General features: G+C 71.6%; 21 protein-coding genes and 1 tRNA gene. 10 read left to right on the plus strand and 12 right to left on the minus strand.

Features of this window, described 5'->3' with window-relative positions:
* The first annotated feature begins 165 nt into the window (after window positions 1-165).
* Window positions 166-822: a YwqJ-related putative deaminase gene (locus tag AC061S_RS06835; protein WP_478684939.1), complete on the plus strand. Its 657-nt coding sequence runs from the start codon at window positions 166-168 to the stop codon at window positions 820-822.
* A 5-nt stretch (window positions 823-827) separates the two neighbouring features.
* Window positions 828-1,352: an SUKH-3 domain-containing protein gene (locus AC061S_RS06840; protein WP_478684940.1), complete on the plus strand. Its 525-nt coding sequence runs from the start codon at window positions 828-830 to the stop codon at window positions 1,350-1,352.
* A 73-nt stretch (window positions 1,353-1,425) separates the two neighbouring features.
* Here AC061S_RS06840 and AC061S_RS06845 read toward each other — a convergent pair whose 3' ends face one another.
* Genes AC061S_RS06845 through AC061S_RS06855 form a run of 3 tightly spaced genes read right to left on the minus strand, consistent with a single transcriptional unit; the run spans window position 1,426 to window position 3,806 of the window.
* Entirely contained in the window at window positions 1,426-1,968 is a 543-nt protein-coding gene (locus AC061S_RS06845; RefSeq protein WP_478684941.1) for a hypothetical protein, read from the minus strand.
* Window positions 1,969-1,997: 29 nt separating this feature from the next.
* Complete coding sequence (locus AC061S_RS06850; RefSeq protein ID WP_478684942.1) at window positions 1,998-2,534, minus strand: hypothetical protein; 537 nt, start codon at window positions 2,532-2,534, stop codon at window positions 1,998-2,000.
* A 6-nt stretch (window positions 2,535-2,540) separates the two neighbouring features.
* A complete protein-coding gene (locus AC061S_RS06855; RefSeq protein ID WP_478684943.1) occupies window positions 2,541-3,806 on the minus strand; it encodes a sensor histidine kinase in 1,266 nt (421 codons plus the stop codon).
* A gap of 154 nt (window positions 3,807-3,960) precedes the next feature.
* On the opposite strand from AC061S_RS06855, the gene AC061S_RS06860 reads away from it, so the two are divergent.
* From AC061S_RS06860 to pth, 5 genes are all read left to right on the plus strand, one after another.
* Window positions 3,961-4,032: transfer RNA gene (locus AC061S_RS06860), tRNA-Gln, on the plus strand.
* Window positions 4,033-4,141: 109 nt separating this feature from the next.
* Complete coding sequence (glmU, locus tag AC061S_RS06865; protein ID WP_478684944.1) at window positions 4,142-5,590, plus strand: bifunctional UDP-N-acetylglucosamine diphosphorylase/glucosamine-1-phosphate N-acetyltransferase GlmU; 1,449 nt, start codon at window positions 4,142-4,144, stop codon at window positions 5,588-5,590.
* Between the two features lie 133 nt (window positions 5,591-5,723).
* Entirely contained in the window at window positions 5,724-6,701 is a 978-nt protein-coding gene (locus tag AC061S_RS06870) for a ribose-phosphate diphosphokinase (protein WP_112451977.1), read from the plus strand.
* A 193-nt stretch (window positions 6,702-6,894) separates the two neighbouring features.
* Window positions 6,895-7,470: a 50S ribosomal protein L25/general stress protein Ctc gene (locus tag AC061S_RS06875; protein WP_327253104.1), complete on the plus strand. Its 576-nt coding sequence runs from the start codon at window positions 6,895-6,897 to the stop codon at window positions 7,468-7,470.
* A gap of 91 nt (window positions 7,471-7,561) precedes the next feature.
* Window positions 7,562-8,152 (plus strand): aminoacyl-tRNA hydrolase, encoded by a 591-nt coding sequence (gene pth / locus AC061S_RS06880; RefSeq protein WP_327253105.1) that lies wholly within the window; start codon window positions 7,562-7,564, stop codon window positions 8,150-8,152.
* 79 nt (window positions 8,153-8,231) lie between these two features.
* Here pth and ppc read toward each other — a convergent pair whose 3' ends face one another.
* Window positions 8,232-10,997, minus strand: coding sequence for a phosphoenolpyruvate carboxylase (gene ppc / locus AC061S_RS06885; protein ID WP_478684945.1), 2,766 nt, complete (start codon window positions 10,995-10,997; stop codon window positions 8,232-8,234).
* Window positions 10,998-11,359: 362 nt separating this feature from the next.
* On the opposite strand from ppc, the gene AC061S_RS06890 reads away from it, so the two are divergent.
* Together AC061S_RS06890 and AC061S_RS06895 are read left to right on the plus strand one after the other, a co-directional pair.
* Window positions 11,360-12,340: an acyl-CoA desaturase gene (locus AC061S_RS06890; protein WP_478684946.1), complete on the plus strand. Its 981-nt coding sequence runs from the start codon at window positions 11,360-11,362 to the stop codon at window positions 12,338-12,340.
* Window positions 12,340-13,011: a TetR/AcrR family transcriptional regulator gene (locus AC061S_RS06895; protein ID WP_250737780.1), complete on the plus strand. Its 672-nt coding sequence runs from the start codon at window positions 12,340-12,342 to the stop codon at window positions 13,009-13,011. Before AC061S_RS06890 ends, AC061S_RS06895 begins: the two co-directional genes overlap by 1 nt.
* Before the next feature lie 113 nt (window positions 13,012-13,124).
* On the opposite strand, the gene AC061S_RS06900 is transcribed toward AC061S_RS06895, so the two are convergent.
* Window positions 13,125-14,039: a trans-aconitate 2-methyltransferase gene (locus AC061S_RS06900; RefSeq protein ID WP_478684947.1), complete on the minus strand. Its 915-nt coding sequence runs from the start codon at window positions 14,037-14,039 to the stop codon at window positions 13,125-13,127.
* A gap of 161 nt (window positions 14,040-14,200) precedes the next feature.
* Between AC061S_RS06900 and AC061S_RS06905 the strand changes: the two genes are divergently transcribed.
* Window positions 14,201-14,698 carry a MarR family winged helix-turn-helix transcriptional regulator gene (locus AC061S_RS06905; protein ID WP_243335294.1) on the plus strand — a complete coding sequence of 166 codons (498 nt, stop codon included), beginning with the start codon at window positions 14,201-14,203 and terminating at the stop codon, window positions 14,696-14,698.
* On the opposite strand, the gene AC061S_RS06910 is transcribed toward AC061S_RS06905, so the two are convergent.
* The 7 genes from AC061S_RS06910 to AC061S_RS06940 all read right to left on the minus strand — a co-directional run bounded on the left by AC061S_RS06910 (window position 14,657) and on the right by AC061S_RS06940 (window position 24,643).
* The gene (locus AC061S_RS06910) at window positions 14,657-15,442 is read right to left on the minus strand and encodes a response regulator transcription factor (protein WP_478684948.1); all 786 of its coding nucleotides are present in this window, start codon (window positions 15,440-15,442) and stop codon (window positions 14,657-14,659) included. The two genes, AC061S_RS06905 and AC061S_RS06910, sit on opposite strands and share 42 nt — an antisense overlap.
* A 488-nt stretch (window positions 15,443-15,930) precedes the next feature.
* Window positions 15,931-16,905, minus strand: coding sequence for a UDP-glucose 4-epimerase GalE (gene galE, locus AC061S_RS06915; RefSeq protein WP_478684949.1), 975 nt, complete (start codon window positions 16,903-16,905; stop codon window positions 15,931-15,933).
* A gap of 96 nt (window positions 16,906-17,001) precedes the next feature.
* Window positions 17,002-17,691: a response regulator transcription factor gene (locus AC061S_RS06920; protein WP_478685103.1), complete on the minus strand. Its 690-nt coding sequence runs from the start codon at window positions 17,689-17,691 to the stop codon at window positions 17,002-17,004.
* A gap of 156 nt (window positions 17,692-17,847) precedes the next feature.
* Window positions 17,848-19,590, minus strand: a complete 1,743-nt coding sequence (locus AC061S_RS06925) for an outer membrane protein assembly factor BamB family protein (RefSeq protein ID WP_478684950.1) — start codon at window positions 19,588-19,590, stop codon at window positions 17,848-17,850.
* A 58-nt stretch (window positions 19,591-19,648) separates the two neighbouring features.
* A complete protein-coding gene (locus AC061S_RS06930) occupies window positions 19,649-21,325 on the minus strand; it encodes an outer membrane protein assembly factor BamB family protein (RefSeq protein ID WP_478684951.1) in 1,677 nt (558 codons plus the stop codon).
* A gap of 152 nt (window positions 21,326-21,477) precedes the next feature.
* The gene (locus tag AC061S_RS06935) at window positions 21,478-23,277 is read right to left on the minus strand and encodes an ABC-F family ATP-binding cassette domain-containing protein (RefSeq protein WP_478684952.1); all 1,800 of its coding nucleotides are present in this window, start codon (window positions 23,275-23,277) and stop codon (window positions 21,478-21,480) included.
* A gap of 28 nt (window positions 23,278-23,305) precedes the next feature.
* Window positions 23,306-24,643, minus strand: coding sequence for an acyltransferase family protein (locus tag AC061S_RS06940; RefSeq protein WP_478684953.1), 1,338 nt, complete (start codon window positions 24,641-24,643; stop codon window positions 23,306-23,308).
* Between the last annotated feature and the right edge of the window lie 133 nt (window positions 24,644-24,776).

Consider the following 24,776-nt stretch of genomic DNA (forward strand, 5'->3'; position numbering starts at 1 on the left):
CCGCCCGTGTGCGGGGACCCCGCGGGACGGCCGGGAAGATCCGAATTGATACGAATATTCGACCCAGCTTCCACATGCCACGGGACATTTGACAGGCTGTCCCCACAGCACGGGGGCGTGCGCGACAGCGGTCAGCACCGCGGCCACGGGAGGGAAAGCGCAGCCATGCAGAACACGGCAACACGTACAGACGCGGCCGACGCCCACTCAGGAGGCGCGGGAGCCCGGGGATCCGCGGGCCCCGCGGACTCCCGCGGCCCGGCGGGCCCCGCCGGGCCCGCGGGATCCGGCGGCCCGGCGGCCGTCCCGGCACAGGCCCGCGCCGCGGCCGACCAGGGCGCCGGCGACCCCCGGCTGCGCTGGGGCGGCGGCGGGGACGGCCGCCCCGCCGTGCCCACGCTCCGCTTCCGCCGCGACGGGATCCTGCCCACCGTGGCCGCCGCCCTGTCCGTACGCGGCGAGACCCTGACCGGCACCGCCGGCAAGGCGGACCTGCCGCCCGTGCTGCACGCCCTCGTGCAGGATTTCCTCGACACCCTCACGAGCGGCCAGCGCGAACGTTTCACCGGCCGGTGTCCGGAGGCGATCCTGCTCTCCCGCCACCTCGCCACCGTCGAGGGCGCCCGCAGCAAGCGCGCCTCGCGCAAGCCCCTCACCCCCAGCGAGGCCCGCCGCTCGCTGAAGCACTCCAAGATCACCGCGCGCCGCATCCGCGAGGACGGCGACCCGCTCCACGGCAGCTACGCACCTCCCTGCCGCTCCTGCGAGGCCCTCCTCGCCCACTTCGGCGTACGCCCCGTCGACCTCACCCACCCCGAGTAGCCGCCATGACCACGACCTCCGCTTCGTACGCCCGCTCCTCGGCCACCCGCTTCCCCGTCGCCGTGGACTCCGCCCTGCGCACCGCCGGCTGGGAGCCGGGCCGCTGGGACATCAAGCAGGCCGAGTACTGGGCCGACGCCCTGCGCGACCACACCACCCCCGCGGGGCACCGGCACACCGTCTTCCCGGCCGCCGTCGAGGCCTGGGCGGAGTTCGGAAACCTCACCGTCAGCGCCCCCGGCCCGGGCCGCCAGATCGCGCCCACCGCGATCCGCCTGGACCCCCTCACGGGCCTCCACCTCGCCCGCACCTTCGCGGACCTCGGCCGCGCCCTCTCCACCCAGCTCTGCCCGCTCGGCGTCGAGGCCGACACCGAGCTGGCCGGCGGCGGCTCCCACCTCGCCCTGGACCGCGAGGGCCGGGTCTACTGCGTGGACCACACCGGCGACTGGTACCTCGGCGCGAGCCTCGACGAGGCCCTCACCCTCCTCCTCACCGGCCTCCAGCCGACCCGCCTGACGACGGGCTAGGTCGTCTCTTTCGGATCTTGCCGGTCAGGCCCGCGAGAGACGGCCTAGGAGCCGGCCCACGTCCCGGCACGCTTCAGCCGCCCAGCTCCGGAAGCCGCTCCCCGTCGCCGGGGTAGCGGCCCTCCTCCAGCCGGAAGAGGTACGCCCGCAGATCGGCGGCGAGCCCGCCCTCCAGGTACGCCCGGAACTCCCGCGCCCCCACGGCGGCGTCCCGGTCTGCGGGATGGACGCTGTCCCCGTACTCGGCCAGCGTGAGCTCCAGGTGCTCTTCGACCCGGCCCCGCCCGGCCCACCACCGGCGCACCGTCTCCGGGGTCCACCAGCGGTCCCCGTCGTACGCGTACTCCTGGAAGGGCTCCTCGTCGGCCGCGTCCACCACCTGGCGGACCTCGCCCGGACTCCGGGGCTGCCGGAACACGTATTCGAGGCTGCCCTCGGAGCTCGCCGCGTACATCACGTTGCCGGGCGCGTTCAGCCGCCCGGTCCAGCACGTGTCCGTCTCACCCGTGTAGAAGGGCCCCGGCACGTTCAGCCACAGCCGCTTCTCCCACCGCCCCTGGAACAGCTTCCGGTCCTCGTCCGTCAGCTCCGCCACCGGATCCCAGCCCACCGTCATCCCACTCTCCCCCTGTCCGCCGCCGCGCCTCACAGCTCCGGCAGCCTCTCCCCGGCCTCCGGGTACCGGCCTTCCCCCAGCCGGAAAACATACGCCCGCAGATCACCGGCGAGGCCACCGGCCAGATACGCCTGGAAGTCCCGCACCCCGGCGGCCGCGTCGTCCTCCTCCCGGGAGCCGCTCCTCCCGAAGTCCGCGAGCGCCTCGCCCAGATGCTCGGCGACCCGCCCCCGGTCCGCCCACCACTCGCGCACCGCGTCCGCGGTCCAGCGCAGGTCCCCATCGCAGTAGTACTCCCCGCAGGGCTCGGCCTCGGCCGCCGCGGCCAGTTCCCGCACCTCCGCGGGGTTCCGCGGCTGCCGGAACACGCACTCGGTGCAGTAGGCGCTCTCCGCCGTGTAGAGCACGTTGCGCGGCGCCTCCATCCGGCCGGTCCAGCAGTTGTCCGTCATCCCCGTGTAGAACGGCCCCGGCATGTTGAGCCACAGCCGCGCGGAGTGCTCGCCGAAGGTCCGGAAGGCCTTCCGCTCCCCGTCCCTCAGCTCCGCCACCGGATCCCACGCCATCCGCCCCTACCCCCGCTCGCTCGGCAGGACCGCCGAGACCTTGAAGCCGCCCTCGTCCGTCGGGCCGGACACGAACACCCCGCCCAGTCCGAGCACCCGCTCGCGCATCCCGACCAGGCCGTTCCCGCCGCTCGGCAGTCCCGGCTCGGCCGCCTTGCCGTCGCAGGGGCCGTTCTCCACCTGCATGGCCACCTCCCCCTCCCGGTGCGCCAGCCGTACGACCACCCGTGCGCCCGCGGCGTGCTTGTGGCAGTTGGTCAGCGCCTCCTGCACCACCCGGTAGGCGGTCTGCTCCACCTCCGCCACGTACGCGCGGTACTCGCCGCGCACGTCCAGCTCCACGGCCATCCCGGCCGCCCGCGACTGTCCGACCAGCGCCTCCAGCTCGCCCAGCGTCGGCCCGTCGTCGAAGCTCCCCACCAGAGCCGCCACCGGTGCCGTCACGGCCGCCGGCTTCGGCGCCTCCGCCCGGAGCACCCCGAGCATCTCCCGCAGCTCCGTCAGCGCCTGCCGTCCCATGTCCCCGACCAGCGCCGCGTTCTTGGCCGCCTTCACGGGGTCCTTGGCGGCGATCGCCTGGAGCGCCGCCGCGTGCACCACCATGAGCGACACCCGGTGCGCCACGACGTCGTGCATCTCCCGCGCGATGCGGGTCCGCTCCTCCGTACGGGCCCACTCGGCCCGTTCCTCCGCCCGGTCCGCGAGCAGCGACAGCTCCCGCTCCAGCGAGTCCGCCCGCTCCTGCAGGCTCTCCATCAGCCGTCTGCGGGCCGCCGTGTACAGCCCGAACAGCACCGGCGGCACGGTCAGCGCCACCGCCACGAACACGGACAGGGTGATGACGATGGTGAGGGTGACATCGGGGTCGGCCCGGGTGCGCATGTACATCACCACGAAGGTCGCGGCCAGCGACATCGACGCCAGGGTCCCGGTGATCCGCCGGGGCACCTCGGAGGCGGCCAGCGTGTACAGCCCGACCACCCCGAGCAGGAACCCCATGGCCGCCGGCGACACCGCGATGCCGACCAGCACCACGACGATCGGCCAGCGCTGCCGCAGGACGAGCACCGACCCGACCAGCAGCCCGAACAGCACTCCGGCGAAGACCGGGATGCCCGCCTCGTGGGCGAACCCGACGCCTTCCACCCCGCACTCGACGGCGGACACCCCGGCGAGCCCCACGTCCAACACGGCCGACCTGCGCCGCTCCCACCACAGGGGCCCGTCCCGCCCGGCCCCCGCCTCTCCCTGCTCTTCCCCCGTACTGGTCATACGGTCCAGCCTACGCAGCGGCCCCGGTCCGGAGGCGACCGGAAATCCCGCTCAAGGGCACGGATTTGTACCGTCGCATTCAGGGCGCCTGGTGCGGCATAGTAGGTCCCGGCGGCTCAACCACCAGGGCTCAATGTCCGGTTTAGTCCGTTAATCCCCTGTGGTGTAATTGGCAGCACTGAGGCTTTTGGTGCCTTATGTTCGGGTTCGAGTCCTGACAGGGGAGCTCCACGGTCCGGGTCCTGGCTTTCCCAGTCGGGACCCGCCCTCGTTTAGGGCCTTAAACCCACCGGTATCCTTCACGGGTCCACCACCCGAAGCCGAAGGGCACACCCGTGAGCGCCAACCGCCCGGCAGCCGTCGTCGTACTCGCAGCGGGTGAAGGCACCCGCATGAAGTCGGCCACACCCAAGGTTCTGCACGAGATCAGCGGGCGCTCGCTCGTCGGTCACGTCGTCGCCGCCTCCCGCGAGCTGGACCCCACCCACCTCGTCGTCGTCGTCGGGCACGCCCGCGAGCAGGTCACCGCGCACCTCGCCGCGATCGACGCCGACGTCCGCACCGCGGTCCAGTACGAGCAGAACGGCACCGGGCACGCCGTCCGGATGGCCCTCGAAGAGCTCGGCACGGACCGCCCCGCCGGCACCGTGGTCGTCGTCTGCGGCGACACCCCGCTGCTGACCGGCGAGACCCTGGCCTCGCTGACGGCCACGCACGAGGCCGACGGCAACGCCGTCACCGTGCTGACCGCCGAGGTCCCCGACTCCACCGGGTACGGCCGGATCATCCGCGGCGCCGACGGGGCGGTCACCGCCATCGTCGAGCACAAGGACGCCACCGACGCCCAGCGCGCCATCCGCGAGATCAACTCCGGGGTCTTCGCCTTCGACGGCGCCCTCCTCGCGGACGCCCTCGGCAAGGTCCGCACCGACAACAGCCAGGGCGAGGAGTACCTCACCGACGTGCTCGGCATCCTGCGCGAGTCCGGCCACCGCGTCGGCGCGGCCGTGGGCGCGGACCACCGGCAGATCCTCGGGATCAACAACCGGGTCCAGCTCGCCGAGGCCCGCGCACTGCTGAACGCCCGCCTGCTGGAGCGCGCCATGCTCGCCGGCGTGACGATCGTCGACCCGGCGAGCACGCTCGTCGACGTGACGGTGACTTTCGGCCAGGACGCGATCGTGCACCCCGGCACCCAGCTCCTCGGCACCACGCACATCGCTGAGCACGCCGAGGTCGGCCCCAACACCCGCCTGAAGGACACGCACGTCGGTGCGGGCGCCCGCGTGGACAACACGGTGGCGGACACCGCCGTCGTCGGCGCGGCGGCGAGCGTCGGCCCCTTCGCGTACCTGCGCCCGGGCACCAACCTGGGCCCGAAGGCCAAGGCCGGTACGTACGTGGAGATGAAGAACGCCACGATCGGCGAGGGCACCAAGGTCCCGCACCTGTCCTACGTCGGCGACGCGACGATCGGCGAGTACACGAACATCGGCGCGGCCAGCGTGTTCGTGAACTACGACGGTGAGCACAAGCACCACACCACCGTCGGCTCACACTGCAAGACGGGTTCGGACAACATGTTTGTGGCTCCCGTCACCATCGGGGACGGCGCCTACACGGCCGCCGGCTCCGTGATCACGAAGGACGTGCCGCCCGGCGCCCTGGCCGTGGCCCGTGGCCAGCAGCGGAATATCGAGGGCTGGGTGGCCCGCAAGCGTCCGGGAAGTGCCGCCGCCACAGCGGCTCAGTCGGCGGTCCACGAGGACTCCGCCGAACGCTGAGGTGAACTGACCGGAAACGGCTACGCCCGAGACGGCGTACCGTGATAGGCGAACGCAATTCGGCTGGCTCACCGTGTGCGGGACGGACGCACATGGGGGCGAGCAGCTTTCCCACGTCTGAGGAGACAGTGCTGTGACCGGGATCAAGACGACCGGCGAGAAGAAGCTGATGCTCTTCTCCGGCCGCGCCCACCCCGAGCTGGCCGAGGAGGTCGCGCACCAGCTCGGTGTCGGCCTCGTGCCGACCAAGGCTTTCGACTTCGCGAACGGCGAGATCTACGTCCGCTTCCAGGAGTCGGCGCGTGGCGCGGACTGCTTCCTGATCCAGAGCCACACGGCTCCGATCAACAAGTGGATCATGGAGCAGCTCATCATGATCGACGCGCTCAAGCGCGCGTCGGCACGCTCCATCACCGTGATCGTCCCGTCCTACGGGTACGCCCGCCAGGACAAGAAGCACAAGGGCCGCGAGCCGATCTCGGCCCGCCTGGTCGCGGACCTGCTGAAGACCGCGGGTGCGGACCGCATCCTCACGGTCGACCTGCACACCGACCAGATCCAGGGCTTCTTCGACGGCCCGGTCGACCACCTTTCGGCCCTGTCGGTCCTCGCGGACTACGTCGGTGCCAAGGTCGACCGCTCCAAGCTGACGATCGTCTCCCCGGACGCCGGCCGCGTACGCGTCGCCGACCGCTGGTGCGACCGTCTGGACGCCCCCCTGGCGATCGTGCACAAGCGCCGTGACAAGGACGTCGCCAACCAGGTGACCGTCCACGAGGTCGTCGGCGAGGTCAAGGGCCGCGTCTGCGTCCTGGTCGACGACATGATCGACACGGGCGGCACCATCTGCGCCGCCGCCGACGCGCTCTTCGCGCACGGCGCCGAGGACGTCATCGTGACGGCCACGCACGGCATCCTGTCGGGCCCGGCCGCCGACCGCCTGAAGAACTCCAAGGTCAGCGAGTTCGTGTTCACGAACACCCTGCCGGACCCGTCCGACCTGGAGCTCGACAAGATCACGGTGCTCTCCATCGCCCCGATGATCGCCCGCGCCGTGCGCGAGGTCTTCGAGGACGGCTCGGTCACCAGCCTGTTCGAAGAGCAGCAGTAAGCACGTCCGCTGTGCGCTAGATCATTTTTGGGTACGGCCTCCCCGCCGGGTACACTCCTTGAGTTGCTCGGCGAGGGAGGCCGTACCTGTTTTCCACAGGTGTGGATGCTCCGTTATCGACGCGCTCTTCGTAGCAGGCCGTGTTCCGGCCGGGTGACTGTCGTCCATTTCCGTCACCCCACGAGGAGTGAGCATGTCCGAGATCAAGCTTGCCGCGAAGGTCCGCGAAAACTTCGGCAAGGGCTCTGCCCGCCAGGCCCGCCGCGACGCCCTGACCCCCGCGGTCATCTACGGCCACGGCACCGACCCGAAGCACGTCAACGTGGACGCCCACGCGCTCCAGCTGGCGCTGCGCACCCCGAACGTCCTGCTCTCCCTGGACATCGAGGGCGCCGGCACCGAGCTGGTCATCCCGAAGGCCGTTCAGAAGCACCCGCTGAAGCGTTCGATCTCCCACGTCGACTTCCTGATCGTCAAGAAGGGCGAGAAGGTCACCGTCGACGTCGCGATCGTCACCGAGGGCGAGCTGGCCCCGGGCGGCAACATGCTGGAGACCCTCCAGAACACCATCTCCGTCGAGGCCGAGGCCACCCACATCCCGACCGAGGTCACCGTCTCGATCGCGGGCCTGGAGGCCGGTGCCACCATCACCGCCTCCGACCTGGTCCTGCCGGCCGGCACCACGCTGGCCGTCGACGGCGACATCGCCGTCCTGCAGGTCATCGGCGCGGGCGCCGAGGAGCCGGCCGCCGAGGGCACCGAGGCCTGAGCCTCGCGCCTCCCCCTCAGCACTTGCTGAACGACCGCCGTCCGGCTCCACTGGAGCGGGACGGCGGTCGTCTTCGTATAAGGAGCTTTTGATGTCGGACGACGCGGCGCCCTGGCTGATCGTGGGTCTCGGGAACCCGGGTGCGGAGTACGCGGGCAACCGCCACAACATCGGTTTCATGGTGGCCGACCTGCTGGCGGAGCGGATGCGCGGCAAGTTCAAGGCGCACAAGGCCCGCGCCCAGGTGGTCGAGGGCCGGATGGGCCCGCCGGGACCGCTCAACCGGCGCGTGGTGCTGGCCAAGCCCATGTCGTTCATGAACCTGTCCGGCGGCCCGGTGACGGCGCTGCGGGACTTCTACAAGGTGCCGCTGGACCGGATCATCGCGGTCCACGACGAGCTGGACATCGACTACCCGACGCTGCGGCTGAAGCTGGGCGGCGGGGACAACGGCCACAACGGGCTGAAGTCGATGACGAAGTCGATGGGACCCGACTACCACCGGGTGCGCTGCGGCATCGGCCGCCCGCCCGGCCGGATGCAGGTCGCCGACTTCGTGCTGAAGGACTTCTCCTCGACGGAGCGCAAGGAGCTGGACTGGTTCGTCGACCGTTCGGCGGACGCCGTGGAATGCCTGATCCAGGAGGGCCTGGAGCGCGCGCAGTCCACGTACAACAGTTAGTACAGGCAACAGCCGGCACGGCAGAGGGCCCGCACACCTGACGGTGTGCGGGCCCTCTGCCGTGCCGTAGTACGAAACCTCAGCCGGTGTTGCGCAGACCGGCCGCGACGCCGTTGACGGTCAGGAGCAGGGCCCGGGACAGGATCGGGTCCGCTTCCTCGCCGCGCTCGGCGGCCGCGCGCTGGCGGGCCAGCAGGGAGACCTGGAGGTAGGAGATCGGGTCCAGGTAGGCGTCGCGGACCGAGAAGGTCTGCTGGAGCACCGGGTTGGAGTCGAGGAGCTTCTCACCGCCGGTGATCCGCAGGACCTCGCGGACCGTGAGCTCGTGCTCGGCCTCGATGCGGGCGAACACGTGCTTGAGCTCGTCGGGCACCAGGGTGTCGACGTAGTGGCGGGCGATCCGCAGGTCGGTCTTGGCCAGCGTCATCTCGACGTTGGACAGGAAGTTGCGGAAGAAGTGCCAGCGCTCGCCCATCTCGGCCAGCGCGTCGCCCTGGCCCGCCTCGCGCAGGGCCTTCAGGCCCGAGCCGACCCCGTACCAGCCGGGGACGATCTGGCGGGACTGGGTCCAGCCGAACACCCACGGGATGGCGCGCAGGCCGTCGAGGCCGGCGCCGGAGTCGGGGCGGCGCGAGGGGCGCGAGCCCAGGTGCAGGTCGGCGAGCTGGTCCACGGGGGTGGCGGCGAAGAAGTACGCCGGCAGGTCCGGGTCCTCGACGAGCTCGCGGTACGCGTCGTGCGCGGCGTCCGAGACGGTGTCCATGGCCGCATCCCAGCGGGCCAGGTCCTCGTCGGACTGGCGCGGGGCGGTGTGCAGGGCGGAGGCCTGGAGGGTGGCCGCGACGGTCAGCTCCAGGTTCTCGCGGGCCAGCGAGGGGACGAGGTACTTGTCGGAGATGACCTCGCCCTGCTCGGTGACCTTGATCTCGCCCTCCAGGGTGCCCCAGGGCTGCGCGAGGATCGCGTCGTGCGAGGGGCCGCCGCCACGGCCGACGGTGCCGCCGCGGCCGTGGAAGAGGCGCAGCCGGACGCCGTAGCGGTGGGCGACGTCGCGGAGCCGGCGCTGGGCGCGGTGGATCTCCCACTGGGAGGTGGTGATGCCGCCGAACTTGGAGGAGTCGGAGTAGCCGAGCATGACCTCCTGGACGTCGCCGCGCAGCGAGACGAGGCGCCTGTAGGAGGGGTCGGCGAGCATCTCGTCGAGGATGACGTCGGCGGCCTTGAGCTCGTCGGTGGTCTCCAGGAGCGGGACGATGCCGATCTTGGCCCAGCCGCCGTGCAGGTCGATGAGACCGGCCTCGCGGGCGAGGACGGCGGCGGCGAAGACGTCGTCGGCGCCCTGGCACATCGAGATGATGTAGGACTCGATGACCTCGGGGCCGAACTTCTCGAAGGCGTCCTTGATGGCGCCGAACACGCCGAGCGTCTTCTGGCCGGCCGCGTCGAGCGGGGCCGGGGTGGGCGCCAGCGGGCGGCGCGAGCGCAGCTCCTTGGCCAGGAGCCGGCCGCGGTAGTCGCGGGGCATGTCCGCGTAGCGCCAGGACTCCTCGCCGAGCCGGTCGAAGAGCTGGCCCAGCGCGTGGTGGTGGGCGTCCGCGTGCTCGCGCACGTCCATCGTGGCGAGCTGGAGGCCGAACGCGGCCAGCGTGCGGATGGTGCGGTCCATGCGGCCGTCGGCGAAGAGAGCGCCGCGGTGCTCCCGCAGGGAGGTCTGGATGAGGGTGAGGTCGGTGAGCAGCTCGGCGGTGCCGAGGTAGTCGCGGCCTTCCTCGTGCGGGATGCCCTTGGCGAGGCGCTCGCGGGTGTTGAGGAGCTTCTGCCGGATGCAGGTGGCCTTCAGGCGGTACGGCTCCTCGGCGTTCAGCCGCTTGTAGCGCGGGCTGATCTCGGGGAGGCGCTCCAGGTCGGCCTGAAGGGAGGTGAGGAGTTCCTCGGTGGCACCGGTGTAGCGGATGGAGTTCGACAGCAGTCCGCGCAGGAAGTCGATGAGTTCCAGGGCGTCGGTGATGCCGTGCTCGTGCTGGAGGATCAGCACGTCCCGGGTCACGTCGGGGGTGACGTTGGGGTTGCCGTCGCGGTCGCCGCCGATCCAGGTGCCGAAGGTGAGCGGGCGGGTGCCGGCCGGGATCTCGATGCCCACGCGCTGGAGCTCGGCGGCGAGGTCTTCGAGGACGTCGCCGACGGCGCCGGCGTGCAGCTCGTCGAGGTAGTAGATCGCGTTGCGGGCCTCGTCGGCGGGCTCCGGGCGGACCACGCGCAGCTCGTCGGTCTGCCAGACGAGGTCGATGTTCTCCGCGAGGCGCAGGTCGTGGCGGCGGCGCTCGCCGGCGCCCGCGACGGGCTCCTCCAGCAGGGCCGCGATGCGGCGCAGCTTGTTCAGGACGCTGCGGCGGGCCGCCTCGGTGGGGTGCGCGGTGAAGACGGGGCGGACGTTGAGGTTCTTGACCGTCTCGCGCAGGTGCTCGGGGTCCGCGTCCTTGAGCATGTCGGCCGTGCGGGCCAGCAGGCCCCCCTCGGCGGCGCGGTGGGCGCGCAGCTCCTTGCCGCGGTGCACCTGCTCGGTGACGTTGGCGAGGTGGAAGTAGGTGGAGAAGGCGCGCACCAGCTTGGCGGCGGTCTCCAGGTCGGTGTCGCCGAGCAGCTCGGCGGCCGCGATGCCGTCGGTGCGGGTGAGGGCTCGGACGCGTTCGACCAGGTCGAGGAGGTCCTGGCCCTCCTGGCGTACGAGGGTCTCGCCGAGGAGGTCGCCGAGGCGGCGGATGTCCGCGCGCAGCTCGGCGTTGGCGGCGCCGGCGGGGGACGTCGCGGTGGCGGTGGTCGAGTGGGCCTGGTCGGCACTGCTCACAGGTGCGGCTCCTTGCAGTGTTTCGAGCGCTACTGGGAGGTGGGCCCCGGATACGCGCGGTGGTGCCCGCCCGGACGTGGGTCCGGCGGTGCCACCGCTCCTGATGCGCAGCTCGGGCTGCCCGTGCGGACCGCGCTGTCCGACGACACCAGGATAGGTGGCCCGTACCGGTGACCAGGCCCGTGTGTCACCAGGCGGGACGGCGGCCCTGCGGCTCGGGCCCATGGACCCTGCTGCGGGCGCGCTCCTCTTGCCCCGCGGGGGACCTTTGCCATACTTACGTTGCCGTAGGTTACGCGTCCGTAGGGACGCATGGCCGGGCGGCGCGCCTGCCGACTCCCTCACCCTCAGGGGACACACCTATGACCATCAGTCCCGACGTGATCGAGGACGCCTCGGCGTCTTCCGGCGCGTCCGCGCCGTCCGCGACCCTCGGCGGTGAGAACAAGCGGTCCGTCGAGCAGATCGCGCTGCTGCTGTTCATCACCGTCCCCTTCCTCGCACTGCTGGTGGCTCTTCCGCTCGCCTGGGGCTGGGGGGTGAGCTGGCTGGACGTGGGCCTGATGGTGTTCATGTACTTCCTGGCCTGCCACGGCATCACCATCGGCTTCCACCGCTACTTCACGCACGGTTCCTTCAAGGCGAAGCGGCCGCTGCGCATCGCCCTGGCGGTCATGGGCTCGATGGCGGTCGAGGGCCCCCTGGTGCGCTGGGTGGCCGACCACCGCAAGCACCACAAGTACTCCGACCACGAGGGCGACCCGCATTCGCCGTGGCGCTTCGGCGAGACGGTGCCGGCCCTGATGAAGGGCCTGTGGTGGGCGCACATCGGATGGCTCTTCGACGAGGAGCAGACCGACCAGCAGAAGTACGCCCCGGACCTGATCAAGGACCCGGCGATCCGCCGCATCTCGCGCGACTTCGTCTTCTGGACGATGTTCTCGCTGGCGCTGCCGCCGCTGGTGGGCGGTCTGGTGACGATGTCGTGGTGGGGCGCCTTCACGGCGTTCTTCTGGGGCTCCCTGGTCCGGGTCGCGCTGCTGCACCACGTGACGTGGTCGATCAACTCGATCTGCCACGCGGTGGGCAAGCGCCCGTTCAAGTCGCGCGACCGCTCCGGCAACGTGTGGTGGCTGGCGGTGCTGTCCTGCGGTGAGTCCTGGCACAACCTGCACCACGCCGACCCGACCTCCGCCCGGCACGGTGTGCTGCGCGGCCAGGTCGACTCCAGTGCGCGGCTGATCCGCTGGTTCGAACAGCTGGGCTGGGCGTCCGACGTCCGCTGGCCGTCCGAGGCCCGCATCGACGCCCGGCGCAAGGAAGAAGTGTCGAACGCGGCATGATGGGGGGCGTGGGAAACGACGGCAGCAGTTCCAGCAGCGAGAAGCCCAGGCGCAGCCGCCGGGTCCGGATGACGGGCGCCGAACGGCGTCAGCAACTGCTGGACATCGGCCGCACCCTGTTCGCCGAGAAGGGGTTCGAGGGCACGTCGGTGGAGGAGATCGCGGCCAAGGCCGGAGTCTCCAAGCCGGTGGTCTACGAGCACTTCGGCGGCAAGGAGGGCCTCTACGCGGTCGTCGTGGACCGGGAGATGCGCCAGCTGCTGGACGGGGTGACGGGCGCGCTGACGGCCGGGCACCCGCGGGAGCTGCTGGAACAGGCGGCGTTCGCGCTGCTGGACTACATCGAGAACTACACGGACGGTTTCCGGATCCTGGTCCGGGACTCCCCCGTGGCCCAGTCGACGGGCACCTTCGCCTCGCTGATCAGTGACATCGCCACGCAGGTGGAGGACATCCTCGGCCTTGAGTTCAAGGCCCGCGGCTTCGACCCGAAGCTGGCCCCGCTGTACGCACAGGCGCTGGTCGGGATGGTCGCGCTGACCGGGCAGTGGTGGCTGGAGACGCGCCAGCCGAAGAAGGCGGAGGTCGCGGCGCACCTGGTGAACCTGTCCTGGCACGGACTGGAGAACCTGGAAGCCAAGCCGCGGCTGGTGGGCCACCGCAAGAAGTGAGCCCGTACCGCGTGCGCACGACGGCGCCCCGTCACCGGATTCCGGTGGCGGGGCGCCGTCGTGTGGTGCGCGGCGGGCCGTGCGGGCCCGTACGCCTGTGGGGTCGGGCCCGCTCAGGCCTCCCTGCGGGCGACGGCGAAGATCCGGCGGAACGGGAAGACGGTGCCGCGGGGGCCCGTCGGGTAGGCCTCGCGGAGCAGGGCGCGGTATTCGGCGAGGAAGGCCTCGGCGGCCTCCTCGTCGTCGGCCAGCGCGGTGAGCACCGGCCGCAGTGCGGTGCCCTTGACCCAGTCCAGTACCGGGTCGGGGCCTTGGAGCAGCTGGTGGTAGGTGGTCTCCCACACGTCGGCGGCGCAGCCGAGTTCGGTGAACCGCTCCAGGTATCCGGAGGGTTCGAGGATGTGGATGTAGCGGGCTCCGTGTCCGGCGAGCCGGGCCCGCCAGCGCGGGGTGTCGCACAGCTCGGCGAGGATCCGGTGGCTGGGGGCGGTGAAGTTGCCGGGGATCTGGAAGGCGAAGGTGCCGCCGGGGCGCAGTCCGTTGATCCAGGGGGCGAAGGATCCGGCGTGGCCGGGGACCCACTGGAAGGCGGCGTTGGAGACGATCAGGTCGTGGGGCTCCTCCGGGAGCCAGTCGGCGAGGTTCCCGTGCCGGAAATCGAGCGTGCCGCCCCCGCCGGTGGGCCCGGCGTACTCGGCGTCGGCGCGGTGGAGCATCTCGGGGGAGAGGTCGTAGCCGGTGATGTGGGCTTCCGGCCAGCGGTCCGCGATGAGCGCGGTGACGTTGCCCGGGCCGCAGCCGAGGTCGGCGATGCGGGCGGCTCCGGAGGGGAGCTCGGGTATGCGGGCCAGAAGGTCGAGGAAGGGCCTGGCCCGGTGGCCGGCGTGCCGGAGGTACTGCTGCGGGTCCCAGGTGGGGGCCGTGGGGGCGATGGGGGCGTCATCCGTGGGGGATGCGGATGTCGGTGGCGCCGTCGTCGTGGTCGTGGTCGACGCCGGAATCCTGGCCGGCGCGGTATCGGAATGCATGTTCGAGCCTCCCTGCTGGCGGTGCGGTCGGAATCGGAAGCTGCTCCGGCCCCCTCCATGCCCCATGGTGGCGGAAAATATATCTCGACGTCAAGATACTCGACATCGAGATGCTCGATTTAAAGAGACTTCACATCGACAGACCCTTTACACTGATCCGCATGGAGGACGAGGTCGACCGACTGGTCGCGGCATGGCGGCGGGAACGCCCTGACCTCGACGTGGAACCACTTGAGGTGCTCAGCCGCGTCAGCAGGCTCGCGCGGCACCTCGACCGCGCCCGCCGGCTGGCCTTTTCCGAGCACGGCCTGGAGCCGTGGGAGTTCGACGTCCTGACCTCGCTGCGGCGGGCCGGCGCCCCCTACCAGCTCTCCCCCGGCCAGTTGTTGACGCAGACCCTGGTGACCTCCGGGACCATGACCAACCGCATCGACCGGCTCGCCAAGAAGGGCCTCGTCGAACGGCTGCCGGACCCCAACGACCGCCGCGGGGTCCTGGTGCGCCTCAGCCCCGAGGGCCGCGACCGCGCCGACCAGGCGCTCGCCGGGCTGCTGGCCCAGGAACGGGCGATCCTGGCCCAGCTCTCGCGGACGCAGCGCGGCGATCTCGCGGGCCTGCTACGCCAGTTGACCGCTCCGTTCGACAACATCCCCGGCTAGTCCCTGCCCGGGCAGTCCCGGCAGGTCCGCGGGCCGTACGCCGGCCCTCCGGGCCAGGGCGACCGCAGCGAGCGTCGAGTGCACGCCCAGCTTGCCCAGCACGTTCTGCATGTGGGTGCGGACGGTGTGCGGGGAGAGGAACAGCCGCGCGGCCACGTCCTTGCGGCCCAGCCCCGCCACCATGCAGCGCAGCACCTCGTGTTCCCTGGGCGTGAGGGACTCCACCAGCCGTTCGCTGTCGGTACGGTGCTTGCGCGCCGCGGTCAGTTCGCGGAGCACCCCGGTGAGCAGCGCGGGCGGCAGGTGCGTCTCCTCGCGCAGCACTCCCCGGATGACGGCCAGGAGCCGCGAGAGCGAGCAGTCCTTGGCCACCCAGCCCGAGGCTCCCGCCTGGAGCGCGAGGGCGGCCCGGCGCGCGTCGTCGCGCTCGGCGAGCACGACCGTACGGACCCCGGGATGGGACACACGTACGCCTGCCACCAGCGCGATCCCGTCGGCGGTGGGCGGGGCGGAGCCGGACTCCCGCTGGGCGGGGACGCCCGCGGAGACGGCGGCCAGGTCGGAGTCGACCAGCATGACGTCGAAGCGGCGGCCCTCGGCCACCGCGCGTTCGAGGCAGCGCAGCGCTGCGGGGCCGCTGCCGGCCGCGGAGACGTCCACGTCCGGTTCGGCCGCGAGCGCGGCGGCGAGAGATTCGGCGAAGATGCGGTGATCGTCGACCACGAGTACCCGGATACGGACCACAAAACCCCCAAGGGTCGGGGAACGGACGACTGCGGGTACGACGCCCGGACCGGGTGATCCGCAGGCGCCGCGGCCGCCGCCGTGACATCTCTGCACTACCCCGGACCGGACGTCGTACCCGACTTGTCTCGACCCCTGAATCAACACCGGCCCCCACCGGTGTCACGCATCAGCGTAGGGCCGGGGTCGGCTCGTGGTTGGCCGAATTACAGAAGTTTTCCGAGCGATTTTCCGGCGAGGCGCTTCCGAAGGGGCTCCGGGGTGGCTTGAAATCGTCCACTTCCCGTGAGCGGAGGTCCCGTTCCGGCCGGTCGTGTGCCACGGGCAGTTGCACGGAGGGTATTTCACTCGGCGTGCGCACGCCGGGCGCCCGCGCGCAGCGCCCGGCGAGGGCGCGCCCGGAACGCACGTGCGCCCCCGCCCTGGTCGGGGCGGGGGCGCGGGTGGAGCAGAGGGGGGCAGCGCTGGGGCCGGAGGTGCCGGAGGGGTCAGCCGCGCCGGGCGCGGGTGAAGTTCCAGGCGTCCGTCACGATGCCCGTGAGGTCCGAGCGGGCCGGGGTCCAGCCGAGGCGTTCGTGGGCCCTGCGGGCGGAGGCGACGAGGAAGGACGGGTCGCCGGCCCGGCGGGGAGCCACCACCTCGGGAATCGCCTTCCCGGTGACCTTGCGGACCGTCTCGATGACCTCGCGGACCGAAAACCCGTTGCCGTTGCCGAGGTTGCACACCAGGTGCTCCCCCTCGACCGCGACCCGCAGCGCGGCCAGGTGGGCCTCGGCCAGGTCGGCGACGTGGATGTAGTCCCGTACGCAGGTGCCGTCCGGGGTCGGGTAGTCCTCGCCGAACACGGAGATCGACTCCCGCTCGCCGAGCGCCACTTGCAGCACCAGCGGGATCAGGTGGGTCTCGGGGTCGTGCAGCTCGCCGAACTGTCCGTACGCCCCGGCCACGTTGAAGTAGCGCAGCGAGACCGCCGCGAGGCCGTGCGCCGCGCTCTCCCCCGCGATCATGTGGTCGACGGCCAGCTTCGAGGCCCCGTACGGGTTGGTGGGGGCGGTCACCGAGGACTCGGTCAGCGGCCCGTCGCCGGGCTCCCCGTAGGTGGCCGCGGTGGAGGAGAACACCAGCCTGCGCACGCCCGCCCCGCGCATCGCGGCCAGCAGGGCCATGGTGCCGCCGACGTTGTTCTCCCAGTACTTGCCGGGGTTCACCACGGATTCGCCGACCTGCGAGGAGGCCGCGAAGTGCAGGACCCCGTCGTAGGAGGGGTCCAGGTACTCGGCGGCGTCCTGGATGCGGCCTTCGATGAACGCGGCGCCGGCGGGCACTGCGGAACGGAAGCCGGTGGAGAGGTCGTCGAGGACGGTGACCTCGTGACCCGCCTCCAGGAGGTGGGCGGCGACCACCCCGCCCACATATCCGGCTCCGCCGGTGACCAGGTATTTGGAAGACGCCGTCTCGCTCACGTGCCTGCTGCCTCTCGCGTGGGAACGCACGCGCAATCCACGTGCTGATCACCGGCTTACCCCAATCCGGCCCACCAGGGAAATCCGCGGCCCCGATCAGAGCCGGGCGGCCCCGGACGGCGGTGCTCCGGCCCGGTCCAGCAGCCCGGTACGGGCGGCCAGCGCGGCCGCCTCCAGCCGCGAGCCCACGCCCAGCTTCATCAGCACCCGCTGGACGTGCGTGCGCGCGGTGCTCGGCGCGATGGCCATGCCGGCCGCGATGAGCCGGGTGTCCTCGCCCTCGGCGACCCGGACCAGCACCTCCACCTCGCGCGGGGTGAGCAGTCGCAGCAGCCGGCTGCCCTCGTCGTCGGGCTGGGCGGCGGGGTTGAGCAGCTCCGCGAAGGCTCCCTGCAACAGCTGCGGCGCGATGGCGACTTCCCCCGCCCGGGCCTTGGCCAGGGCCCGCTCCACGCCCTCGATGCGCTCGTCGTGGCGTACGTACCCCGAGGCGCCGGCCGCGAAGGCGGCGGCGATCCCGCGCGGGCTGGGCACCGGGCCCAGCACGACCACGGCGATCTGCGGACGCTCCCGCTTGATCCGGACGATCGGCTCGAAGACCCCGGGCTCCGCGGGCGTGGCGGTGCCCAGCAGGCAGACCTCAGGGGCGCGGCTGATGACCAGTTCGGCGGCGCCCGCGGCCGGGGCGGCGGCCGCCAGCACCCGGTGGCCGCGCAGTTTCAGGGCCGAGGCGAGCGCCTCGGCCAGCAGCCGGTGCTCGTCGACCACCATGACCCGTACGCCCATTGAGGCACCCACCCCCGCCCTTCTGCCCCGGCAAGCTACACGCTTGTTCGACGGCGCGGTGCGGTTACCGCGCAGAAGCCCCCGGAAGGACGGATCTTCCGGGGGCTTCGGGGCTTTCGTGGCCTTACGGGGGTGCTGCGCGGGTGCCGCTGCCGGTCAGCCCGTCGTGAAGGAGACGAAGGTGTAGTACGGGTCGGAGGACGCGGAGGACTTGCTGCTCACGGCGTCACGGGCGATGAAGAGCTTCCCGTTGCCGTAGCGGTACTCGTGGGCGTCCGGCACGTACTGGGTCTCGGCGCGCTGGGATTCCTTGGTCGCCGGGTTCTGCATGAGGACGGTCTCCTTCATCGTCTTGCCGTCGATGGAGACGACCTGGCCGCCGCCGTCGTAGGGCGGGACCTTGTAGGCGATGAGATTGGAACCGTCCATGCGCAGCGGGAACACGCTGTGGCGCTCGCCGGCGTCGGCGCGGTCGGCGGTCAGCTTGCCGGTCTCCAGGTCGAAGGAGACGATCTCGTTGGTGCGGCCGGAGTCGGTCGTGCCCTTGTGCTCCTCGGTCGGCATGTAGACCTTGCCGTTGCCGACGACCATGTGGGTGCAGTCCTCGACCTCGGTGGCCCCGCACTCGGGGTCGTAGTTGCCCGAGGTGAGCGGGATGCGCGCCTTGAGCTGGCCCCCGTCGTCGAGGACGAAGAGGTCGCTGACGCCCGTGGCGTTCTTGGAGGTGTCGTTGACGTCCGCCGCGACGACCAGCGGCTTCGTGGAGACGATCTGGGCGAAGTCGAGGCCCGCGGGGAGCTTGTACGAGGACTTCTGCGCGCCGGTGACCGGGTCGAGGCTCTGGGCGGACAGCACGTAGTTCGGGTGCTGTCCGCACCGGCGGATCACGGCGAGGGCCGGACCGCCCGCGTAGCCGAGGTCCGCACAGCGGTCCGCGTCGGTCTTGGGCGCCCACAGGGGCTTGCCGTCGGCGAGGTTCCAGGCACCGCCGCCGCTCAGGCCGCCCGCGGCGACGGTCTGGCCGCTGACGGTGACCTCGCCGAAGGTGACCGGCTTGTCCCCACCGGTCTGGGACTTGGCACTGGCCTTCCACAGGAGCTTGCCGGTGTTCAGGTCGATGACGCCGACCTGGTTGCACGGCTGGTACTTCTTCTCGGCCGTCGGCATGGCCTCGTCGAAGAGGATCGCGGTCTTGTTGTCCGAGACCCAGCGGCTGGCACCGCAGACGTTGGCACCGAGCGGGACTTCCCACTTCTTGGCGCCGTCGGTCAGGTTGTAGCCGACGACCTTGCCCATGTCGGACTTGGCGTAGGTGGTGTCGGTGAGCCAGGAGCCGGGGATCTGGACGATCTCGGCCGACTCCGGCATCGGGACGTTGACCAGCGTCTTCGACTTGGTCTTGGCCGGGGCCTTCTCGGTGCCGCCGCCGCCCGGGGCCTTGTCGCCGCCGGGGCTCGCGCTGCCGCCGGCCACGGGCTGGTTGCCGGAGCCCTCGTCCTCGCCGGAGACGTACCAGAAGCCGCCGCCGACGATGAGGACGATGGCCAGGAGGGCCGCGCCGACGATCATCAGCTGGGTGCGGACCTCGTTGCCGCCGCCGGCGGGGGCCGCCGGGCTCTGGGCCGCGTACATCGGCGCGGTGACGGGCTGCGGCTGCTGCGGGTAGCCGTAGGGCTGCTCCTGCGGGTAGCCGTACGCGGGCTGCCCGGCCGGAACCGTCGGCGGCTGGGCCGGCGGCTGCGGCGGGCCGGCCGGCATGGCCGGGGGTGCGGGCGGGGCCGCGGGAGGGGCCGCGGGCGGGGCGGCGGGCGGGGGCGTGCCGAAACCGCCCGGCGGCGGGTCCTGCGGCGCGCCGAAACCGCCGGAGGGCGGCTGGCTGGGGGGCGGCGGGGTACTCATCGGTGCTACTGCCTCTCGGTGGACGGCTCGGCGGACTGCTCGTTCTCGGGTCGGTCGCTCACTTGCCGAACACCATCAGGAACTTCTCGCTCTGGTTCTTGGCCTGCAGGTGGGAGGCGGAGACGAAGAGCCGGCCGTCCACGTAGTCCACGTTCGGGGCGAGGAAGGAGCTCTCCACCGGGGCGGCGGCGCCGGACGGGTTGCGCAGGACCGCGGTGGGCGTGCCGCCGGCGGCCGGGATGGTGAGGACCTCGCCGCCCTTCTCGCTCTCCGCCTCGCGGTAGACGACGACCTGGCCGCCCGCCGCCTTCAGCGGGGTGAGGGTGCGGCCCTCGCCGGCCGGGGTGCGCCACTTCACCTTGCCGGTGGCGAGGTCGAAGGCGACGATCTCGTTCGGCTTGCCGATGTCGGCCTTGGTGGGCAGGTAGAGCGTGTTCGCGTCCACGTAGGAGGAACCGCAGCTCTGGAGCGAGCGGTTGAAGAGGCCGCCGCAGCCGACCGGGAAGGTTCCTTCGCCGGAGACCGTGGTGCGCTGCTTGCCGTCGGGTCCGAGGACCACGATGGAGCGCTCCTTGCCCTCGCTGTTGCCGAGGTCGAGGACGATCGGGTCCAGCGAGTAGACGTTCTTGACCTGGAAGCCCTTGGGGAGCTTGTAGATCCAGGTGTTCTTGCCGGTGGCCGGGTCGGCGTCCGTGACCTGGACGGTCTTGTCGGCGTCCTGGCAGGACCCGACCGAGATCATCTTGCCGTTCATGGCGACGAAGTCGGTGGGCTGGCAGCCCTCTTCCCGCTTGTTGCTGAAGAGCTTGTCCCCGGTGCTGACCTTGAACGCGCTGCTCGTGCCCATCCGGTTGACGACGAGGGCGTCGCCGGTGAGGGCCAGGTCCGGGGTGGAGAAGATGTCGAAGAGTCCTTCCTTCGGGACCTCCTTCGTCCATCCCTCCTTGCCGGCCTTGAGGTCGATCATCCGCATCTGGTTGCAGTCGGCGGTGTCGGACTCGCCGTTCTTGTACATGACGACGGTCTTACCGTCCGCGGTCATGTCGGTGACCCCGCAGATCACGGTGGGGAGCGTGAGGGTCCACTTCTCCTTGCCGTCCTTGACCCCGTAGCCGGTGACCGACTTCCAGAGGCTCTTGACGACGGTGTCGCCGACGATCCACTGCCCCTTGGAGTCGACGCCCGAGCCGGGTCCGTCGATCTTGCTGGTCTTGAACCAGAGGACCTTGTCCTCGCCCTGCTTGCGGCCGGCGTTGAGGTCCTGCTCCTCCTCACCGCCGTTGCCGCTGCCGTCGCCCTTGTCCACGGAGGCGGAGGGCGAGGCCTTGTCGTCGGCGGGCGGCGTGGTGTCCTGCCCGACGACCTTGTCGGTGCCCTTGCCCTTGCCGTCGAAGAGCAGGAAGTAGCCGCCGGCGCCCAGGACGAGCACGCCGGCGACGGCCGCCGCGATCAGCACGGCCGCCTTCTTCTTCGGCCCGGAGGGCGGCACGGGCGCCATGCCGGGTGCGCCGGGCGGCATGTTCGGGGGCGGCGGTGGGAAGCCGTGGCCGCCGGGCGGCTGCTGGCCGTACGGGCCCTGCGGCTGCTGCCCGTACGGGCCCTGCGGCTGGGGCTGCTGCGCGTACGGGTTCTCGCCCTGCGGCGGGAAGCCGTAACCGGGCTGCGGGGGCCCTGGCAAGTGCCCGTAACCGGAAGGGTTCGGCGGCTGGTTCGGCGGCTGGGGCGGCTCGGTCATCAGCGCATACCTTCGGCTTCGGGTGTGGGAGGAAGCCCTTTCTATCACTGACGGCGAGAACTGCGCCGGGCCGGTCCGACCCCTGTTCCCAAGGGAGGACCGGCCCGTGATGCCGCCGTTATCGGCCAGTTGGGGCCCGCGGGCCCCGGAGGCTACGCGTCCTCGGCGAGCTCCAGCCAGCGCATCTCCAACTCGTCCCGGTCCGAGATGAGTTCCCGCAGCTCGGCGTCGAGCTTGGCGACCTTGTCGAAGTCGGTGGAGTTCTCGGCGATCTGGGCGTGCAGGCTGCTCTCGCGGTCCGTCATCTTGTTGAGCTGCCGCTCGATCTTCTGCAGCTCCTTCTTCGCGGCGCGCGCGTCCCCGGAGGCCGAGGACTTTCCGGCGGCGGCCGGGGCGGGCGCCGGAGCGGCCGCGTCGATCATCTTCTGGCGGCGCTCCAGGTACTCGTCGAGGCCGCGCGGCAGCATCCGCAGGCTCGCGTCGCCCAGCAGGGCCATGACCGTGTCGGTGGTGCGCTCGATGAAGAACCGGTCGTGCGAGATCACGATCATCGACCCGGGCCAGCCGTCGAGGAGGTCCTCCAGCTGGGTCAGGGTCTCGATGTCGAGGTCGTTGGTGGGCTCGTCGAGGAAGAGGACGTTGGGCTCGTCCATCAGCAGGCGCAGGATCTGCAGCCGGCGCCGCTCACCACCCGAGAGGTCGCCGACGGGCGTCCACTGCTTCTCCTTGGTGAAGCCGAACTGCTCGCACAGCTGCCCGGCCGTCATCTCGCGGCCCTGACCGAGGTCGACCCGGTCGCGGACGCGCTGTACGGCCTCCAGGACCCGCAGGGACGGGTCGAGTTCGCCGACCTCCTGCGAGAGGTAGGCCAGCTTGACGGTCTTGCCGACGGTCACGGTGCCGGCGGCCGGCTGGACCTCGCCCTGGGTGCGGGCGGCCTCGCCGAGGGCGCGCAGCAGGGAGGTCTTGCCGGCGCCGTTGACACCGACGAGGCCGACGCGGTCGCCGGGGCCCAGGTGCCAGGTGAGGTGCTTGAGGAGGGTCTTGGGGCCGGCCTGGACGGTGACGTCCTCCAGGTCGAAGACCGTCTTGCCGAGGCGGGCGTTGGCGAACTTCATCAGCGCGGACTTGTCGCGCGGCGGCGGCACGTCGGCGATCAGCTCGTTGGCGGCCTCGATGCGGTAGCGCGGCTTGGAGGTACGGGCCGGGGCGCCGCGGCGCAGCCAGGCGAGCTCCTTGCGCATCAGGTTCTGCCGCTTGGACTCCTCGGTCGCGGCGATGCGGTCGCGCTCGGCGCGGGCGAAGACGTAGTCGCTGTAGCCGCCCTCGTACTCGTGGACGTCACCGCGCTGCACGTCCCACATGCGGGTGCAGACCTGGTCGAGGAACCACCGGTCGTGGGTGACGCAGACGAGCGCGGAGCGGCGTTCCTGGAGGTGCTTGGCCAGCCAGGAGATGCCCTCGACGTCGAGGTGGTTGGTGGGCTCGTCGAGTACGAGGAGGTCCTGGTCGGCGATGAGCAGCTGGGCGAGCGCGATGCGGCGCCGCTCGCCACCGGAGAGCGGGCCGATGACCGTGTCGAGGCCCTGCCCGAAGCCGGGCAGGTCGAGGCCGCCGAAGAGGCCGGTCAGCACGTCGCGGATCTTGGAGTTGCCGGCCCACTCGTGGTCGGCCATGTCCCCGATGATCTCGTGGCGGACGGTGGCCTTGGGGTCGAGGGAGTCGTGCTGGGTGAGCACGCCCATGTGCAGGCCGCTGTTCTGGGTGACCCGGCCGGTGTCGGGTTCCTCCAGCTTGGCGAGCATGCGGATGAGGGTGGTCTTGCCGTCGCCGTTGCGGCCTACGACACCGATCCGGTCCCCCTCGGATACGCCGAGGGAGATGCCGTCGAGCAGGGTACGAGTGCCGTACACCTTGCTGACTGCCTCGACATTGACCAGGTTGACGGCCATCAGGAGCGCTCCAGGGAAGGGGTGTGGATCAGCCCCTCAGCCTAACCCTCCGCGAAGTGCCGGACCGTTCCACCAGCAGCCAGCCGCCCAGCGCCATGCCGATCGCGGCGGGCGCGGTCAACGGGAGCGCGATCAGGGTGGCGCTGTGGCCTTCCAGGAGCCCGCCGAGGCCGGTCGTGGAGAGCCCGAGGACGCCGAGGAGGCAGAGCGCGGTGCCGAGGGCGGCGCGGGGGCCGGAGCCGGGGCCGGAGCGCGTGTCGCTCGCCACGGGCGCCTCGAAGCGCCGGAAGACGGCGACGAGTACGCAGGTCAGCGCGGCGGCGGCGAGGAACCGGACCGGGACCTGGGCCCACCAGGCCGCCCCGGCGGGCTCGGGCAGGGCGATGCCGAGGCCGAGCTGGGCGGCGTAGACGGCGAGCATCGCCGTGAGGTGCCAGAGGAAGGCCGTCATGGCGACCCCGTTGGCGGCGACCACGCCGCGCCAGACCCGGGGCCGGGCCAGCCACGCGCCTGCCGGGGCCCTGAGCAGCTCCACGGCGCCGACGAGCCAGATCCCGTGCGCGAGCAGGGCGAGGGTGGGCGGGGCCATGTTGGAGACCTTCTCGCCGGGCATCCCGACCATGGACAGCGGGTACGGCCCGTACGCCACCAGCAGGACGGCCCCGGCGAGCCCGGCGGCGGCGAGGGCGCCGGGACGGCGGAGCTGCCCACGGCCAGGGCCGGTGGCGCGCAGGAAGCCGAGCTGGTGGACGGCGAGCCAGACGAAGGCGAAGTTCAGGAACTCGGCGTACGGGACCCCGCCCGCGAAGCGCAGCAGGTCGACGGCGGCGGCCGCCGCGGCCAGGGCACCGAAGGCGGCCCAGCCGTAGCGCTCGTGCAGCTTCAGCAGGGGCGGGGTGAGGGCCACCATCGCGAGGTAGATCCCGATGAACCACAGCGGCTGCGTGACCAGCCGGAACGCCGCCCCGGACAGGCGGCCCCCGCCACCGCCGAGGAGCTGCGCGGTGAGGGCGGCGGCGGTCCAGACTGCGACGAACACGAGGGTGGGCCGCAGCAGCCGCCGGAGGCGGGCCCGCAGGAAGGCGGCGTAGACCGGGCCCTCGGTCCGCCGCGCGAGGGACCGGTAGGAGAGGGCGTGCGAGAACCCTCCGACGAAGAAGAACACCGGCATGACCTGGAGCGCCCAGGTGAGCACCTGGAGCGGCTCGACGATCGCGAGCAGGTTCCCCATGCCGTCGCCGCTGACGGCGGCCATCAGCCAGTGCCCGGCGATGACGGTCCCGAGCGAGGCGACCCGGAGCAGGTCGACGTACCGGTCCCGGGTGGCGGGGGTGGCGGCGGCCATGGCGCTTGCGCTGACATCCATGTCCACAAGGTCGCGCGCGGGGCACCGGGTCCGTCAGCGCGCCCGTACTCATTTCGAATCTGAGTACCCGTGGCGCATCCTGCCGCCGGGGTCGCGCAAGCGATTTGTCGCCATTTCCGAAGGGCTCCCGAAT

Source organism: Streptomyces sp. CA189 (assembly GCF_056428985.1).

Excerpts from the sequence above, each read along its gene's own strand:
- AC061S_RS06900 (WP_478684947.1), bottom strand. The coding sequence starts at position 14,039 with ATGCATTCCGATACCGCGCCGGCCAGGATTCCGGCGTCGACCACGACC.
- AC061S_RS06855 (WP_478684943.1), bottom strand. The coding sequence starts at position 3,806 with ATGACCAGTACGGGGGAAGAGCAGGGAGAGGCGGGGGCCGGGCGGGAC.
- AC061S_RS06845 (WP_478684941.1), bottom strand. The coding sequence starts at position 1,968 with ATGACGGTGGGCTGGGATCCGGTGGCGGAGCTGACGGACGAGGACCGG.
- pth (WP_327253105.1), top strand. The coding sequence starts at position 7,562 with ATGTCGGACGACGCGGCGCCCTGGCTGATCGTGGGTCTCGGGAACCCG.
- AC061S_RS06875 (WP_327253104.1), top strand. The coding sequence starts at position 6,895 with ATGTCCGAGATCAAGCTTGCCGCGAAGGTCCGCGAAAACTTCGGCAAG.
- AC061S_RS06890 (WP_478684946.1), top strand. The coding sequence starts at position 11,360 with ATGACCATCAGTCCCGACGTGATCGAGGACGCCTCGGCGTCTTCCGGC.
- AC061S_RS06835 (WP_478684939.1), top strand. The coding sequence starts at position 166 with ATGCAGAACACGGCAACACGTACAGACGCGGCCGACGCCCACTCAGGA.
- AC061S_RS06940 (WP_478684953.1), bottom strand. The coding sequence starts at position 24,643 with ATGGATGTCAGCGCAAGCGCCATGGCCGCCGCCACCCCCGCCACCCGG.
- AC061S_RS06850 (WP_478684942.1), bottom strand. The coding sequence starts at position 2,534 with ATGGCGTGGGATCCGGTGGCGGAGCTGAGGGACGGGGAGCGGAAGGCC.
- AC061S_RS06930 (WP_478684951.1), bottom strand. The coding sequence starts at position 21,325 with ATGACCGAGCCGCCCCAGCCGCCGAACCAGCCGCCGAACCCTTCCGGT.
- AC061S_RS06935 (WP_478684952.1), bottom strand. The coding sequence starts at position 23,277 with ATGGCCGTCAACCTGGTCAATGTCGAGGCAGTCAGCAAGGTGTACGGC.
- AC061S_RS06920 (WP_478685103.1), bottom strand. The coding sequence starts at position 17,691 with ATGGGCGTACGGGTCATGGTGGTCGACGAGCACCGGCTGCTGGCCGAG.
- AC061S_RS06905 (WP_243335294.1), top strand. The coding sequence starts at position 14,201 with ATGGAGGACGAGGTCGACCGACTGGTCGCGGCATGGCGGCGGGAACGC.
- AC061S_RS06840 (WP_478684940.1), top strand. The coding sequence starts at position 828 with ATGACCACGACCTCCGCTTCGTACGCCCGCTCCTCGGCCACCCGCTTC.
- AC061S_RS06895 (WP_250737780.1), top strand. The coding sequence starts at position 12,340 with ATGGGGGGCGTGGGAAACGACGGCAGCAGTTCCAGCAGCGAGAAGCCC.
- AC061S_RS06925 (WP_478684950.1), bottom strand. The coding sequence starts at position 19,590 with ATGAGTACCCCGCCGCCCCCCAGCCAGCCGCCCTCCGGCGGTTTCGGC.